The 15,141-nt window shown below is 49.5% G+C and carries 14 protein-coding genes; 11 read left to right on the top strand and 3 right to left on the bottom strand.

Going from position 1 to position 15,141, the window contains the following annotated elements:
- Positions 1–127 precede the first annotated feature (127 nt).
- From rlmN to spoVM, 6 genes are all read left to right on the top strand, one after another.
- On the top strand, positions 128–1,168 hold the full coding sequence (gene rlmN / locus ABEQ74_RS20045) for a 23S rRNA (adenine(2503)-C(2))-methyltransferase RlmN (protein WP_053488962.1): 1,041 nt from the start codon (positions 128–130) through the stop codon (positions 1,166–1,168).
- Positions 1,169–1,175: 7 nt separating this feature from the next.
- Positions 1,176–1,952, top strand: a complete 777-nt coding sequence (locus tag ABEQ74_RS20040) for a Stp1/IreP family PP2C-type Ser/Thr phosphatase (protein ID WP_430123905.1) — start codon at positions 1,176–1,178, stop codon at positions 1,950–1,952.
- Positions 1,949–4,120 (top strand): Stk1 family PASTA domain-containing Ser/Thr kinase, encoded by a 2,172-nt coding sequence (pknB, locus tag ABEQ74_RS20035; protein ID WP_430123904.1) that lies wholly within the window; start codon positions 1,949–1,951, stop codon positions 4,118–4,120. The genes ABEQ74_RS20040 and pknB overlap by 4 nt, the downstream gene beginning before the upstream one ends.
- 51 nt (positions 4,121–4,171) lie before the next feature.
- On the top strand, positions 4,172–5,080 hold the full coding sequence (gene rsgA, locus ABEQ74_RS20030; RefSeq protein ID WP_430123902.1) for a ribosome small subunit-dependent GTPase A: 909 nt from the start codon (positions 4,172–4,174) through the stop codon (positions 5,078–5,080).
- Between the two features lie 3 nt (positions 5,081–5,083).
- Positions 5,084–5,743 carry a ribulose-phosphate 3-epimerase gene (rpe, locus tag ABEQ74_RS20025; RefSeq protein WP_430124245.1) on the top strand — a complete coding sequence of 220 codons (660 nt, stop codon included), beginning with the start codon at positions 5,084–5,086 and terminating at the stop codon, positions 5,741–5,743.
- Between the two features lie 162 nt (positions 5,744–5,905).
- The gene (gene spoVM, locus ABEQ74_RS20020) at positions 5,906–5,986 is read left to right on the top strand and encodes a stage V sporulation protein SpoVM (protein WP_034273235.1); all 81 of its coding nucleotides are present in this window, start codon (positions 5,906–5,908) and stop codon (positions 5,984–5,986) included.
- Positions 5,987–6,413: 427 nt separating this feature from the next.
- Here the strand turns inward: spoVM and rpmB are convergent, their stop codons facing one another.
- Entirely contained in the window at positions 6,414–6,602 is a 189-nt protein-coding gene (rpmB, locus tag ABEQ74_RS20015; RefSeq protein WP_054401532.1) for a 50S ribosomal protein L28, read from the bottom strand.
- A gap of 373 nt (positions 6,603–6,975) precedes the next feature.
- Between rpmB and ABEQ74_RS20010 the strand changes: the two genes are divergently transcribed.
- From ABEQ74_RS20010 to ABEQ74_RS19995, 4 genes are all read left to right on the top strand, one after another.
- Positions 6,976–8,754: a DAK2 domain-containing protein gene (locus ABEQ74_RS20010; protein ID WP_430123901.1), complete on the top strand. Its 1,779-nt coding sequence runs from the start codon at positions 6,976–6,978 to the stop codon at positions 8,752–8,754.
- Between the two features lie 105 nt (positions 8,755–8,859).
- A complete protein-coding gene (locus ABEQ74_RS20005; RefSeq protein WP_430123900.1) occupies positions 8,860–9,717 on the top strand; it encodes a DegV family protein in 858 nt (285 codons plus the stop codon).
- 14 nt (positions 9,718–9,731) lie between these two features.
- Positions 9,732–11,783, top strand: coding sequence for an ATP-dependent DNA helicase RecG (recG, locus tag ABEQ74_RS20000; RefSeq protein WP_430123899.1), 2,052 nt, complete (start codon positions 9,732–9,734; stop codon positions 11,781–11,783).
- Between the two features lie 90 nt (positions 11,784–11,873).
- Entirely contained in the window at positions 11,874–12,161 is a 288-nt protein-coding gene (locus ABEQ74_RS19995) for a stage VI sporulation protein F (protein ID WP_053488952.1), read from the top strand.
- A gap of 97 nt (positions 12,162–12,258) precedes the next feature.
- On the opposite strand, the gene ABEQ74_RS19990 is transcribed toward ABEQ74_RS19995, so the two are convergent.
- A complete protein-coding gene (locus ABEQ74_RS19990) occupies positions 12,259–12,969 on the bottom strand; it encodes an SOS response-associated peptidase (RefSeq protein ID WP_430123898.1) in 711 nt (236 codons plus the stop codon).
- 201 nt (positions 12,970–13,170) lie between these two features.
- On the opposite strand from ABEQ74_RS19990, the gene ABEQ74_RS19985 reads away from it, so the two are divergent.
- Positions 13,171–14,472 carry an NCS2 family permease gene (locus ABEQ74_RS19985; RefSeq protein WP_430123897.1) on the top strand — a complete coding sequence of 434 codons (1,302 nt, stop codon included), beginning with the start codon at positions 13,171–13,173 and terminating at the stop codon, positions 14,470–14,472.
- 227 nt (positions 14,473–14,699) lie between these two features.
- On the opposite strand, the gene ABEQ74_RS19980 is transcribed toward ABEQ74_RS19985, so the two are convergent.
- Positions 14,700–15,062, bottom strand: a complete 363-nt coding sequence (locus ABEQ74_RS19980; RefSeq protein WP_430123896.1) for a hypothetical protein — start codon at positions 15,060–15,062, stop codon at positions 14,700–14,702.
- Positions 15,063–15,141: the final 79 nt, after the last annotated feature.

Raw genomic sequence — 15,141 nt, 5'->3', positions numbered from 1 at the left:
TCTTTTACCGTCTCTTTTATTTATGTTAGAATAGGAAGAATGAAAAAAGAGATGCATATGATTGATATAGGGAGCGTTCAGAAGAATGCTTCTTGAACATCCTTTACAATAGACAGGTGTGGTGAGAATGAAACCTTTTATATACGATTATTCACTGGAAGAGCTTCAAGCATGGGCCCAGGAAAAGGGTGAGCCGGCATTTCGCGGAACTCAGATCTATGACTGGCTGTATGTGAAGCGGGTGAACGATTTTGCCGAAATGACGAACCTCTCCAAGGACCTTCGGGCCAAGCTGGAGCAGGAGTTCAGTTTTGTAACCTTGACGGAAATAACCAAGCTGGAATCCAAGGATGGAACCGTTAAGTTCCTGTTCGGTCTGCACGATGACCATGCGATCGAAACCGTTATTATGAAGCACAACTATGGGAACAGCATCTGCGTTACGACACAGGTGGGCTGCCGCATCGGATGTACTTTCTGTGCGTCCACTCTGGGTGGATTAAAGCGAAACCTGACCTCCGGCGAAATTGTTGCCCAAGTGGTGCAGGCGCAGAAAATCCTCGATAAAACAGGCGAGCGTGTCAGCAGCATCGTAATCATGGGCTCAGGCGAACCGTTTGAGAACTATGAGGCAACGATGAAGTTTCTGCGCACGATGATCCATGAAAAAGGATTAAACATCGGCCAGCGTCATATTACCGTTTCGACGAGCGGTATTGTGCCCAATATCTATAAATTCACGGAAGAAGACACTCAGATTAATCTGGCAATCTCGATTCATGCACCGAACGATAAGCTGCGCTCCAAGCTAATGCCGGTTAACCGCCGCTTCCCGTTTGATGACGTGATCGAGTCGCTTCGCTATTATCAGGCTAAGACTGGACGACGTATTACATTTGAATACGCGTTGATTGGCGGAATGAATGATCAGGTTGAGCATGCTGAGGAGCTTGCAGACGTCATCAAGGATATGAACTGCTTCGTCAATCTGATTCCGGTTAACCATGTTCCGGAGCGGAAATATGTTCGCACATCGCGTAACGATATTTTCAAATTTCAACGTGCGTTGGCAGACAAGGGGGTCAATGTGACCATCCGTCGTGAACAAGGCCATGATATCGCTGCTGCTTGCGGACAGCTTCGGGCCAAGCATATGGAGTTGAGGTGAGAAGATTTTGATCAAGACGGTTCATGTAAGCCATGTGGGACGTGTTCGTCCTGTTAATGAAGATTCCGTATATGTTAACACACTTGAGCATGGCTATACCTTAGGTGTGGTTGCCGACGGCATGGGAGGTCACCTTGCAGGTGATACTGCCAGCAGGCTTGCGGTAGATACCGTTGCTGAGGATTTGTCCTCTTTGGAGCAGGACATGTCGATGGACAGCATTCGGGCTGCGCTTGGAGATGCTATTTTGCATGCCAATGCGGTTATTTACCAGGAAGCCTCGGCTGATGAGCGACTTCACAATATGGGCACGACGATTGTTGCCGTGCTGCTGCGAGGTTCCGAAGGCTATATCGGACATATCGGGGACAGCAGGGCTTACAAAGTCGTTCCTGGACAAGTGATTCGTCTCACAGATGATCACACATTGGTTAATGAGCTTTTTAAGAGTGGCCAGATTACAGAAGATCAACTGGAGACCCATCCCCGGAAAAATGTTTTGAGCCGGGCGCTTGGTACAGATGTGGATGTGACGGTTGAGCTTACACCGGTTACGATCGGTGAAGGCGAAGTCTTGCTGCTATGCAGCGACGGGCTGAGCAATCGGGTCAGCCGTGAGCTGATCGGACAGATATCCGGTTCACTTGACCTTCCTCTGGAAGATAGAGCGGATCGCCTGCTTCAACTGGCACTTCTCGCTGGCGGTGAGGACAACATCACGGTCGCCATGTTTGAACATCAAGAAGAGGTTGTCGGGCAACGTATAAAGGGGTGGGATTCATGATCGGACATGAATTGGCTGGTCGGTATAAAATAATTGAACGCATCGGCGGGGGCGGCATGGCGCTTGTCTACAAGGCTCAGGATATTTTGCTGAACCGGAATGTAGCAATCAAAGTGCTGCGTCAGCAATTTGTACACGACGAGGAATTTATTCGCCGTTTCAGGCGTGAGGCGCAATCAGCGGCTTCGTTATCACATCCCAATGTGGTCAGCATCTATGATGTAGGCCAAGAGGAAGATGTGCACTATATTGTCATGGAATATATTGAAGGCCAGAACTTGAATGAAATTATTAAAGAACGGGCACCGCTGCAAGTTGAGGAAGCCGTTCGGATTGCAACCCAGATCTGCGATGCGCTGGGACACGCCCATCATAACCAAATTATTCATCGGGACATTAAACCGCATAACATTCTGATTGGCCGTAATGGCAGGGTCAAAGTAACCGACTTCGGCATTGCCAGAGCGGTCACGTCGACAACGATCACGCAGACAGGCTCCGTTGTGGGCTCTGTGCATTATTTCTCGCCGGAACACGCCAAAGGCGTCGTCACGGGCGAAAAATCGGATTTATATTCACTTGGTATTGTGCTATATCAAATGCTTACAGCCCGTCTTCCATTTTTGGGCGAGAGCCCAATTAGTGTTGCACTGAAGCATCTCCAGGAGGAATTTGACGAGCCTAGGGAAGTGAATCCGCTCATTCCTCAAAGTGTGGAGAACATCATTTTGAAGTCCATGCGCAAAAATCCGGAGGAGCGTTATCAATCTGCGGAAGAGATGATGGATGATCTGGAGACCTGCCTGCTTCCGATGCGACTCAATGAACCGAAGATGGAGTTTGAGGATGACGCCGATTCCACCTTGGTCATGCCGGCACTCAAAACGATGCAGCGCAGCAGTCAGCATCATATGGACCAGGATGATGATTCGGAAGAGGAGGAGCTTGTGGAAAAGCACACCGGTAAACCGAAGAAAAAATGGGTCAAGCCGACAATCATCATCGTCTCAGTGCTCGTGTTTCTGGGCATCATGGCCGGTGTCGTCATGTATGTCAATAAGATGCTGGAGGTTCCGGAGGTTAAGGTTCCTCAAGTCGTTGGTATGACAGAAGAGGAAGCGATTCGTAAGCTTGAAGCCGAAGGTTTGACAGTGGATGAGGAAGTCATTCGGAAATACAAACCCGAAGTGGAGCCGGGTGTTGTGTACGCGCAGAACAAGGAGCCCGATTCCATGCTGAAGAAGGGATATCCGATTCAGTTGTCGGTTGGGGACGTGAAGCCGCTTGAAGAAATGCCTGATTTGAGTGATAAGACATTTGAACAGGCAGTTGAACTTCTGGTATCGATTGGTGTCAAGAAAGAAGCGATAAAGCCGTCAACCCAGAACAATGATAATGTGCCTGCAGGAAAGATCTTTGATCAGAGTCCTACTGCGAAAACCGAGATTGATCCTGACCAGGTAGAAATTCGGGTTACGGTCAGCAAAGGTAAGGAAACAATTAATATGCCGAGCTTGATCGGCATGGACAAAGACAAGGCAGTTGCCCTGATTGAATCTGTCGGCCTTAAGGTTGGACCAATAAAGGAGAAGTCCAGCTTCGAAGTGAAGAAAGGCGAAGTCATGGAACAATGGCCTCATGATCCTAACGTGGCTGTAGAACCTAATGCCGTGATTACCTTATTCGTTAGCTCTGGTTATCCTGCTGATGCTCTTGAATATAACTACAGCGTGCCTGTATCGCCAAGCGTGGAAGGGCAGGAGAGCAAGATTCGGGTGGTCTTCTCCGATGCAGTGGGAGATAACCAGGAAGCTGTGAACAAAACTATAACGACTTCCGAAATGGTGCCGGTCAAGCTGACGCTTGCTCCAGAGAAGCATGCAACAGTCATGATATTCCGTGACGGCCGTCAGGTGGACACGTACAGCGTGAGTTACACTGATGTCAAGAACGGCACCGTGCCGCAGCCAACGTTTGAACAGCCGCCTGTTGAACCTGATGTGCCTGTTGATACCAATCCAGACGAAGGGAACGGGGACGAGGAGTCCAATGAGGAAGATGATTCTGCTTACAACTGGAACCACGGAAATAATGGAAATGGCAATAATGATAACGGCCATGGCAAAGGCAAAGACAAAGACAAAGGTAAGGACAAAGCCAACGATTAGAAAAATTCTTGAGACCACTAAATTTCAAACAAGAAAGGTGAGGCCTATTCTATGCTAGAGGGACTGATCGTGAAGGCGCTAAGCGGATATTACTATGTCAAACCATTGTACGACGGCAACATTATATCCGGGGAGGACCCTTCGGTTCAATGCAGAGCCCGCGGCATATTTAAGAAAAAAGGCATCTCTCCTCTCGTTGGGGATCGCGTGATGTACACATTGACGGAGAATGGGGAGGGGACCGTGGATGAAATTCTTCCACGGTCTTCCCAATTAATACGCCCCCCTGTCGCCAATGTCGATCTTGCGGTGCTGCTCTTTTCGGTCAAAGAGCCGGATTTAAGTTTGCATCTGCTGGACAAGTTTCTTGTACATATTGAACATGCCGGTCTTGACGCTTTGATCTGTCTGACGAAGCAGGATCTCGCAAACGATTCAGATGATTTGCTTGAGCAGGTGAAATCCCAATATGAGAAGATTGGTTACGAAGTGCTCATCACCAGCTCTCTGCAAGGGATCGGAACCCAGCAGGTGAAGGATCAGTTGGCTGGTCGAATCAGCGTGTTCTGCGGTCAATCCGGGGTCGGGAAGTCTTCCCTGCTGAACGCACTAGTGCCGGGTCTTTCTCTTGACACCAGTGAGATCAGCTTACGTCTTGGCCGCGGTCGTCATACGACACGCCATGTGGAGTTGATGGAGCTGGATAATGGGGGATATGTTGCGGATACACCGGGCTTTAGCCAGTTGGATTTTCTGGAGCTGGGTGTCGAGGAGTTGTCACCCTGTTTCAGGGAGTTTGCTCCGTATGCTGCTGAATGTAAATTCAGAGGCTGCAGCCATCTGCAGGAGCCGGGCTGCCGGGTGATCCAAGCTAAAGATGACGGAATCATACTGCCAAGCCGGTATGAGCATTACGTAGAGTTTTACAACGAGATGAAAGACAAGAAGCGGAGGTATTGAATGATGATTAAAATTGCGCCATCCATATTGTCGGCTGATTTTGCGAAGCTGGGAGAAGAGATAAGAGAAGTGGAGGCTGCCGGAGCTGATTGGATTCATGTGGACGTGATGGACGGACACTTCGTGCCGAATATTACGCTTGGACCACCGATCGTTCAGGCGATCAGACCGCATACGAAACTGACGCTTGACGTGCACCTGATGATTGAACAACCAGAGCGGTATATAGCGGACTTCGCTAAGGCCGGAGCGGACTACATTACCGTTCATGCCGAGACCTGCCCGCATCTTCACCGCGTCATCCATCTGATCAAAGAGCATGGTATGAAAGCTGGCGTCGCGATCAATCCGGCTACACCAGCCCACGTCCTGCAGGAAGTGCTGCCTGACTTGGATTTGGTGCTCGTCATGACGGTAAATCCAGGATTTGGCGGACAGGCTTTCATCGAACGGACCGTTCACAAAATCTCACAGCTGCGTGAATGGATTAAGGAGCTGGATCATCCGCATATCCATATTGAAGTAGATGGCGGCATTACCGCTGAGACAGCTCCTGTTGTGACTGCAGCAGGCGCAGATGTCCTGGTTGCGGGAAGCGCCGTATTCGGCAAGCCGGATCGGGCGACCGCTATTGCCAAAATCCGTGACAGCGTAACATCTTGACCAAAACGTAAGCACGAGATGATGCATAGGCGGGGAATTTCCCGCATAAATATGGTTACATGAGCTGGGTTCTCATGTAGCCTTTTTTGTCTGTGTTCACATCTAAGGGCTTGGTGCATAACATATTCTAGAAAGGCATGAGAATGATGGGGAGGGTGAGACATGAAATTCTATACGTTCAAGCTGCCGAAATTTTTGGGAGGTTTTGTGAAGGCGATCCTAAATACGTTTCACAAGAGCTGACAGCTTGTCCCGGCGTAACAAAACCTCCGCCTGGGACTCGCTCCGCCTTGCTGGTTCTAGGGGAAGAGGCAAGAACAATCCGATCGATGCATGGAGGACATACCACATCCATTGCGTGGAAGTTTTTCTTGCGGTTTAAGAATGCCTGGCCTCTGGTTTTCTTACATCACTGGAAGAGTGTCTAAGGGCGTACTTATCGAAGATAGACCGTGCTCGTCCGGAAGTTTTTCTTGCGATATAAGAAAGCGAAAAGTGCAGCCCTTTCATTTTTCTTATATCTAAATAAAAAAGCACCTGTAATCCGCTTAGGGTGCTTTTTGTTTAGGAGAAGAATATGTATCTAAACGCAAGAAAAACTTCCTTGTCCCGGATAGCCCATAAATGGTGCTGGAGATTAAGAAGTTTTTCTTCATATAACACGTGATAATTATGCGCGAGTCACTTTACCGGATTTCAAAGCGCGAGTGCTTACGTATACACGTTTTGGCTTGCCATCCACCAAAATGCGAACCTTCTGAACGTTGACACCCCAAGAACGTTTGTTGTGGTTATTAGCGTGGGAAACGTGGTTTCCAGTGCTTGGTTTCTTGCCAGTTACATAACATTTGCGAGCCATTCATTACACCTCCTTGTTCCTAACCCTGCATGAAACAATACTTAAATATAATATCACAGTAAAAATTGCTCCGTCAACTGTCCTAAAAACATTTATTTCTCTTTCTTCTTATAGTACAATGTTGATTAGTCCATAATATTTCCATAGAAATATATTGAGGGCTTGTCGGCATGGCTCTCAATGTGCTTTTGGGAACAGCCGAAAAGCGCAGGAGACGAGAGGATAGCCCATCATCATGCATGAAACATTTCATCATGGCAAATCTATTGTTTATCGTTTGGGCATTTCGTCAGCTACTAGCTATGAAAATAAATATATAATTTTTGTGTGACAAGAAGTGTTATGGGTATCAAGCCAGGAAGGGGAATTCTCATTGAGTAAGCGTTCTTTGAATGGAACAGAATTTACCGCTATGGTTCTAGCCGGAGCGGAGCAGCTGCAGCAGCATGCAGAACACGTCAATTCCCTGAATGTATTCCCGGTGCCGGATGGCGACACGGGGACTAACATGAATTTGACGATGACTGCGGGAGTGGCAGAACTGAAGAATAAGTTCACGGAGTCGATCGGGCACAGCGCAGGTGTGCTGTCCAAAGGACTTCTGATGGGAGCCAGAGGGAACTCCGGGGTTATTCTATCCCAGTTGTTCCGTGGTTTTAGCCGATATGCGGCACCTTATACAGAACTTAATTCCCATCAATTCGCCGCAGCCTTGCAGACGGGCGTGGAAGCTGCTTATAAAGCTGTCGTTAAGCCTGTGGAGGGTACGATTCTTACTGTGGCCAAAGAAGCGGCCAAGCATGCTGTCTATTATTCCCGACGCAGCAACGATATCGTGGAGCTGATGGAACAGGTATTAGCCAAGGCGAAAGAGACGCTGTCCCAAACACCGGATATGCTTCCAGTCCTCAAGCAGGTTGGTGTAGTAGACTCCGGTGGTCAAGGATTGGTATATATTTATGAAGGTTTCTTGCAGGCATTAAGAACAGATGCTCCATCCGGATCGATTCCGGTTGTGGAAGGACAAGCCGAACCTAGCAATACAATCGCTGCCTCCCATACCGTACCTGACTTCTCAGCGGTTCAAGCTCCGGCGTCTGCTCAATCCAGACTGTCTACGGAAGACATCGAATTCTTATATGATATGGAATTCTTTATCAACAGGCAGCTTGGTGGAGGAGCCGGCACGGATTTTGATGAAGATAAGTTCCGGAAAGCGCTTGCAGTAAATGGTGATTCCATCATCGTCATTTCGGACGATGAGACTATCAAGGTGCATGTTCACTCCAAGGCTCCAGGTGAGGTGTTGAATTTGGCTTTGTTGTATGGAGAGATTACGCAAATTCATATCTTGAATATGCGTGAGCAGCACCGCGATCTGCTTACAACCGGGATGGATATCGCTCCAATGCCTGAGTTGTTTGCGGATATCCCGGCAGAGACCGTGACACCGGAAGCACCTGCTGTTCCTCCGGCAGACGAAATCGCCGCATACGGCTTTATTGCGGTATCGTCGGGCGAAGGCATCTCAGATATATTCAAAAGCTTAGGCGTCGATGTCGTACTTTCTGGAGGTCAGACGATGAATCCGAGCACCGAGGATTTTGTGAATGCGATCTCTTCAATCTCGGCCCAGCAGATATACATTTTGCCGAATAACTCCAACATTGTACTGGCTGCGCAGCAAGCTAGAGAGCTGCTCGAGGGTGAGCGCAGCGTAATGGTCATTCCGAGCAAGACGATTCCACAAGGAATCGCAGCAGCGTTTGCGTTCCAGGAAGACGAGAGCACGGATGTGAATACCGACAACATGCTGGATGCCATCACGCGTGTACAATCGGGTCAGGTGACCTACGCTGTCCGCGATACGACAATTGATGATCTGGAGATCAAGGCTGGTCAGTTCATTGGCATTCGAAACTCCAATATTGTTGCAGCGAATGCGGATCTGATTACGACTTCACAAGATCTGCTCGGTAAAATGCTGGAGTCCGGCGATGAAATCGTGACACTGCTTACCGGAGCGGATGCAACTGAAGACTCAACCAAAGCCCTCACGGAGTGGCTTGGCGAGCAATACCCTAATGCTGAAGTTGAAGTGCACTATGGAGGTCAGCCGATTTATTCCTATTTGTTCTCCGTGGAAGCTTGATCTAGATTATAGAGTGGACTTCCGAAATAGGTGGTCTAAGTTCTGTGAAAGTATTAGTATGATGCTTGCATATTAACTAGGGTACGTTTATTAGGAGGAGTTCCGGTGAATAAGACCGTTATTGTGACAGACAGCACAGCGGATATTCCGGCAGACCTGGTGAAGCAACACAACATTCATATTGTGCCGCTGAGACTTATGTTTGGGGAAGATACGTATTTGGACGGAGTCGAAATTACTCCGGGAGAGTTCTATAAGAAGCTGGTACAATCGTCCCAGCTTCCGACCACCTCCCAGCCTTCACCTGCAGATTTTGTAGCTGTGTATGAGTCCATCCTGCAGCAGCATCCGGGATGCTCCATTGTGTCCATTCACATCTCATCAGGGATGAGCGGGACATATCAGTCCGCACTGCTAGCCACCTCTCTTATCGAAAGCGAAGCGGATATTACCGTATGGGACTCCAAGTCAGCTTCCTACGGTTTCGGTCTGTTCGTTGTCCATGCAGCCAAGCTGGCACAAGAAGAAACCGCTGCCTCCGATATTATCTCATCATTGGAGGAGCTGCGTTCCAAGCGTCGCTTGTACTTCCTGGTTGATACGCTGGAATATTTGCAAAAAGGCGGCCGGATCGGCAAGGCTTCAGCTGCTTTGGGCACGCTGTTAAACATCAAGCCGATCCTGTCCATTGACGATGAAGGAATCATTTTTCCGGTGGATAAGGTCCGGGGTCGCAAGAAAGCGACAGCCAAAATGATAGAGCTGTTTCGACAGGACTTGTCCGGTGTGAACAAAATTAAAGTAGCTGTGGGTCATACAGCCGACCCTGCTCAGGTTGAGGATTTTCTGCAGCAGCTGTCCGCTGTGTTTACGATCGAGGAGACGGTGTACTCCGAGATCGGTCCGGTTATCGGTACACATGTTGGACCGGGAACTATTGCAGCATATATATGGCCTGCATAAGTGAGGTAGATGATATGAGTCTCAAACTCGATCAAATATCCGTCAGACAGATCAACGGCGTGAGCGCCCTGAAAGAGGGGGAGCTTCACGCCTTTGGCGTCTCTACGGTCAAGGATCTTTTGGAGTATTACCCCTTCCGGTATGAGGATTACCGGCTTCGGTCCTTAAGCGAAGTCAAGGATGGGGACAGAATCACCATTCAAGCGAAGATTGCCAGTGTTCCTGTGCTGCAGCGTTACGGGCGCAAATCCCGCTTAACCTGCAAAATGCTGGCGGAAACTTGGATGTTCACTGCAACCTGGTTTAACCGGCATTTTCTAAAGGACCAGCTTACAGCTGGCCGGGAGATCGTGCTGACAGGCAAGTGGGATCAGCGCAGAATGCAGCTTACGGTGTCCGAATCTGAATTCCCGGATAAGGGATCCTTTCGCAGCGGAACGCTGCAGCCGGTGTATTCCATCGGCGGAAAGATCACGCAATCCTGGATTCGAAAAACGATGGGACAAGCACTAGAACAATTCGGGGAGATGATCCCCGAAATTCTTCCGCAATTCCTCTTACGGAAGTATGACCTGATGCCGCGAAAGGCAGCAATCATGACGATCCACCAGCCTGTCGATTCCAGAGAGGGCCAAGAAGGACGGCGCCGAATGGTATATGAGGAGCTTTTCTTGTTCCAACTGAAAATGCAGGCATTTCGAGCGCTGAACCGGGGGCGGATGGACGGCGTTGTCCATACAGCGGATAATGCAAAGATCCGTGAGTTCGTGCGCAGCTTTCCGTTCGAGTTAACCGATGCGCAGAAGAAAGTAGAGCTTGAGATCTTGCATGATATGCGTTCTCCTTATTGCATGAATCGTTTGCTCCAGGGTGATGTCGGTTCGGGGAAAACCATTGTTGCCGCCATCGCTCTGTTTACAACCGTGCGGTCGGGATTTCAGGGTGCATTGATGGTGCCGACAGAAATTCTTGCCGAGCAGCATATGCGTTCCTTGCAGAAGCTTTTTGAGCCCTTCGGCATTACGGTTGGGCTCTTGACAGGGAGTGTAACAGGAAAGAGGAGAAAAGACCTGCTGGCTTCCTTGCAGATGGGACTGACGGACGTAGTCGTCGGCACCCATGCCTTGATCCAGGATGATGTGTACTTCAGGGAGCTGGGGCTTGTCGTGACAGATGAACAGCACCGCTTCGGTGTGAATCAGCGGAGCGTACTCCGCCGTAAAGGCTATAACCCGGACGTGCTCACGATGACAGCGACGCCCATCCCGCGGACGCTGGCGATTACCGCTTTCGGTGATATGGACGTATCCACGCTGTCGGAGCGTCCGAAAGGGCGCATTCCCATTACGACCTATTGGGTTAAGCATGAGCTTATGGACCGTGTGCTTGGGTTTATATCGCGGGAAGTGGATCAGGGCCGGCAGGCATATCTGATCGCTCCATTGATCGAAGAGTCGGATAAATTAGACGTACAGAATGCCATTGATCTGCATGTCCAGATGCAGCAGGCTTTTCCCAAGTATGCCGTCGGTCTCCTGCACGGCCGTATGACGCCTGCCGAGAAGGATGAAGTCATGCGGCAATTTTATAACAATGAAGTTCAGCTTCTGATATCCACCACGGTTGTTGAGGTCGGTGTAGACGTGCCGAATGCAACCCTGATGATCATCATGGATGCCGACCGCTTTGGTCTCTCACAGCTGCACCAGCTGCGAGGCCGGGTAGGCCGGGGAGAGCACGCTTCCTATTGTGTGCTCGTAGCCGATCCGAAATCGGAGGTAGGCCAGGAGCGGATGCAGGTCATGACGGATACCGAGGATGGCTTTGAGGTGTCTCGGCGGGATTTAGAACTGCGGGGACCTGGCGACTTCTTCGGCACGAAGCAGAGCGGCCTGCCGGAGTTTCGGCTTGCCGATATGGTCGCCGACTTCAAAGTAGTGGAAGAGGCCAGGGGCGATGCGGCAGCTCTAGTCAGCGACAGTTCCTTCTGGACATCGCCGGAATATCAACCACTGCGTGATTATTTGCAGCAGGAGAAGATATTCCAGGGCGATATTATGGATTAAGGCCGTGCAAGTAATTGGTTAGCACAATGGACAGACCTTCGTCATATACTCAAAAAGGCAGGAGCCATTATGACTGGAGGTGCTTTAGAATTGGGTTATCAGCAGTACGGAATTAGTCCGCAGCTTGTGGAGCGCATCAAGCTCAAAATGAAAAATCCGGCAATCAAGGATAGAATCAAGGGGCTGACTCAGGGGTTGACCAAAGCGGATCTTCAAAACAGCACAAAAGTGCACCAGTTGATCCGAACGGCGAGTGGCATAATGAATGAGAAGCTGAGCTCCACCCAGGAGCAGCAGATGGTTCAATTCGTGCTGGCACAGCGTATTGATCCCAACAATACCTTTCATTTGATCAAGCTGTGGGGAATGTTCCGTTAATATTGGATGACAGCTAGATGGATACAAGCATAGAAGAAGCCCCTCTCCGGAGTGTTTTTCCTTGTGAGCAGGGGCTTTTGATATGAATATGAAAGCTTTAATTATTGCTTGTAATGGAGCGGATGCATTCTTCTGTGTCATTTTTAACGGAATTTACGATTGTGGTAACGGGCACCGCCTGCATGTTTTCAGCTGGGTAAGGCTTCAGCAGTCCCTTAAGGGATTGTAGATGGGAAGAACTGCTCTGCGGGTTACTTGCAGAGGTCTGCCGTTCAAGCCAGAGCGCTTCGTCAGCGGGTCTTAGAATAACCGGCATCCGGTTATGAATAGGCGCCATGAGTGCATTGGGCTCCGTGGTAATAATGGTACAGGTGCTGATCTTTTCGCCGCTTGGCGTGATCCAGGTGTCGTACAGACCTGCCATGCTGAATATTTCGCCACTTATCAACCCAATGCGAAAGGGCTGCTTGCTAGTGCCGTTTTTTTGCCATTCGTAAAAACCGTCGGCAGGAATCAGGCATCTTTTTCGATAAAAGGGTATCCTAAAGGCAGGCTTGTCTTCCAGCGTTTCACTGCGCGCATTGATCATCTTGGATCCAGCGGAAGAATCCTTGGCCCAGGATGGGACAAGCCCCCATTGCAGCTGCCCGATCCGGTTCGCGCTCCCATCATGGATAACCGCTGTTATCATCTGAGTAGGTGCGATATTGTAACGAGGGATGTGAAACGGAGAGACTGACTCGGGATCGATAAGAAACCTAGTCATGAGCTCTTCCCAAGTAACCGTGAGTGTAAAACGTCCGCACATGGTTTACGCCTCCTGTGTTGATATAATTTTGATGTCAATTGTTGAATCGTTCATTTGCTACATAAGATGTATTGGTTCAGGCAATTACGGTCAATTGAAGGTTTACTAATTATTTGTGTTTGAGTATATCAAATATTGCACAACTTACCAAAAGGTTTAGCATTTAAGGCAGAGCCAAGCATTTTGATTGGAGGATTATTCGTGTTTGATTTAAAAGCTAACGGTACTTCGGTCAAGACTGAAGTTGTTGCCGGGACCACGACATTTTTTACGATGGCTTATGTAACTGTCGTGAATCCGCTGATTCTATCGCAAGCGGGCGTGCCTTTTGAGCAGAGCTTCACGGCCACGATCATTGCCGCTGTGATTGGTACGCTTCTGATGGGGCTCGTAGCTCGCTACCCGATCGCCGTAGCGCCGGGGATGGGCTTGAACGCCTACTTCACTTATTCTGTTGTACAAGGCCATGAGGGGCTCGGGTATATTGAAGCCTTTTCGGCTGTCTTTATAGCGGGCATTCTGTTTCTGGTGTTATCGATGACTTCGCTGCGACGAAGGCTGATCGAGATGATTCCGGCAAACCTGAAGCATGCAATTACCGTAGGTATTGGCCTGTTTATTGCTTTTATCGGTCTGCGGATGAGCGGCATCATTACAGCACATCCCGATAATCTGGTAGCGCTCGGCGATCTTCACCAGCCATCGGCTGTGCTTGCATTAGTGGGTCTGGCAGTAACGCTCGTCCTCCTATCCCGTGATGTGAAAGGTGCCTTGTTTATCGGCATGATCATTACCGGAATTATCGCATACTTTGCCGACATGCTGTCCTTTACGAACGGCGTTATGTCGGTTCCGACGCTGCCTGAAGGCATTCTGGTATGGAATCCGATTACAGCAGCATCCGATGTGATCGGCCATAGTCTCTATGCGGTTGTGTTCTCGTTCCTGCTGGTAACACTCTTCGATACGACGGGTACGGTCGTTGGTGTAGCTGAGCAGGCAGGGCTGATGAAGGATAACAAGCTGCCCCGCGCGGAGCGGGCCATGCTGTCCGATTCAGTTGCAACGGTGGCTGGAGCCATGGTCGGGACAAGCCCGACTACTGCATATGTAGAATCCGCGGCTGGTGTCGGTGCCGGTGGCCGTACAGGTTTGACCTCGGTTGTCGTTGCTGGGCTGTTTGTGGTTGCTGCCTTCTTCAGTCCACTGATCGGTGCGGTTGCTGGACTGTCCGCTATCACGGCACCTTCCTTGATCGTTGTGGGATGCCTTATGCTGAGCAATGTTCGGCACATCCAATGGAATGACTTCGATGAGGCGTTCCCTGCGTTTCTTGTGATTTTGACCATGCCGCTCACGTCCAGTATTGCGACAGGGATCGCACTCGGTTTTATTTCCTACCCGCTCATGAAAATCGTGAAGGGTAACTGGAAGGCAGTTCATCCGTTGATGTATATATTTGCGGTGCTGTTTGTACTCCAGCTCGTCTTTGTCCCGCATTGATCGTAAGTGTATAAATCCCCAGCAAGGTCCGAGTGGACCCTGCTGGGGATTTTTTTGTGGTGAAAATTCAACCATGCCTGCCAGCTCGCGTGCTGCTCTCTGTGGGCACAATGTGTGGTTCAGAGCATGCTTGGGTGGCTGATAAGGTTGAAACTTTTAGACTATTGGCGCAGGACCTGTGTTTGAGCTCTATCTATCGCGTCTGCTCGCAGGCGTGAATTCCATGTTCAAAGCTGAACCTGTAACATTTCGGCTAAACGGATCTGAATATCGGCTCTTACATAATCCCACATGAGCTCCATGTCATGCTGGTAACCATGGCAGCGATAGTGGATGAGAATGGAGTGCTTCTGGCGCCGGGTTTCCAGAATGGCGATGCCGCGTGCACGGCAGCTTCGTTTGAGCTCGGCAAGCTTGGCAAACGTCATTTGCTGTACCGTCTGTAGATGAAACACATAATAATCGCTTACCCCCGTGTGTTTCATGCTGCGGATATCCCGTTCCAGCACATCCAGCAAAATCGGAAGAAGTATACAATCCTTCACGGACAGCAATTCTTCCTCTGTTTGGATCGGAGACGCAGATGTCATTCGCTCATGCCTCCTCGTCGTTAATCATAATTTCTTATTATTATATAACGAACGTACGTTCGTTATGCAACTGGTAAAA

The sequence above is a fragment of the Paenibacillus solani genome (assembly GCF_050475945.1).
In the GTDB taxonomy this organism is placed as follows: Bacteria; Bacillota; Bacilli; order Paenibacillales; family Paenibacillaceae; genus Paenibacillus_AQ; species Paenibacillus_AQ solani_A.
This window is presented reverse-complemented; position numbering and strand designations above follow the sequence as displayed.

Coding starts and splice junctions, on each gene's coding strand:
- rlmN (WP_053488962.1), top strand. CDS start 128: ATGAAACCTTTTATATACGATTATTCACTGGAAGAGCTTCAAGCATGG.
- pknB (WP_430123904.1), top strand. CDS start 1,949: ATGATCGGACATGAATTGGCTGGTCGGTATAAAATAATTGAACGCATC.
- rsgA (WP_430123902.1), top strand. CDS start 4,172: ATGCTAGAGGGACTGATCGTGAAGGCGCTAAGCGGATATTACTATGTC.
- rpe (WP_430124245.1), top strand. CDS start 5,084: ATGATTAAAATTGCGCCATCCATATTGTCGGCTGATTTTGCGAAGCTG.
- spoVM (WP_034273235.1), top strand. CDS start 5,906: ATGAAATTCTATACGTTCAAGCTGCCGAAATTTTTGGGAGGTTTTGTG.
- rpmB (WP_054401532.1), bottom strand. CDS start 6,602: ATGGCTCGCAAATGTTATGTAACTGGCAAGAAACCAAGCACTGGAAAC.
- recG (WP_430123899.1), top strand. CDS start 9,732: ATGAGTCTCAAACTCGATCAAATATCCGTCAGACAGATCAACGGCGTG.
- ABEQ74_RS19990 (WP_430123898.1), bottom strand. CDS start 12,969: ATGTGCGGACGTTTTACACTCACGGTTACTTGGGAAGAGCTCATGACT.
- ABEQ74_RS19980 (WP_430123896.1), bottom strand. CDS start 15,062: ATGACATCTGCGTCTCCGATCCAAACAGAGGAAGAATTGCTGTCCGTG.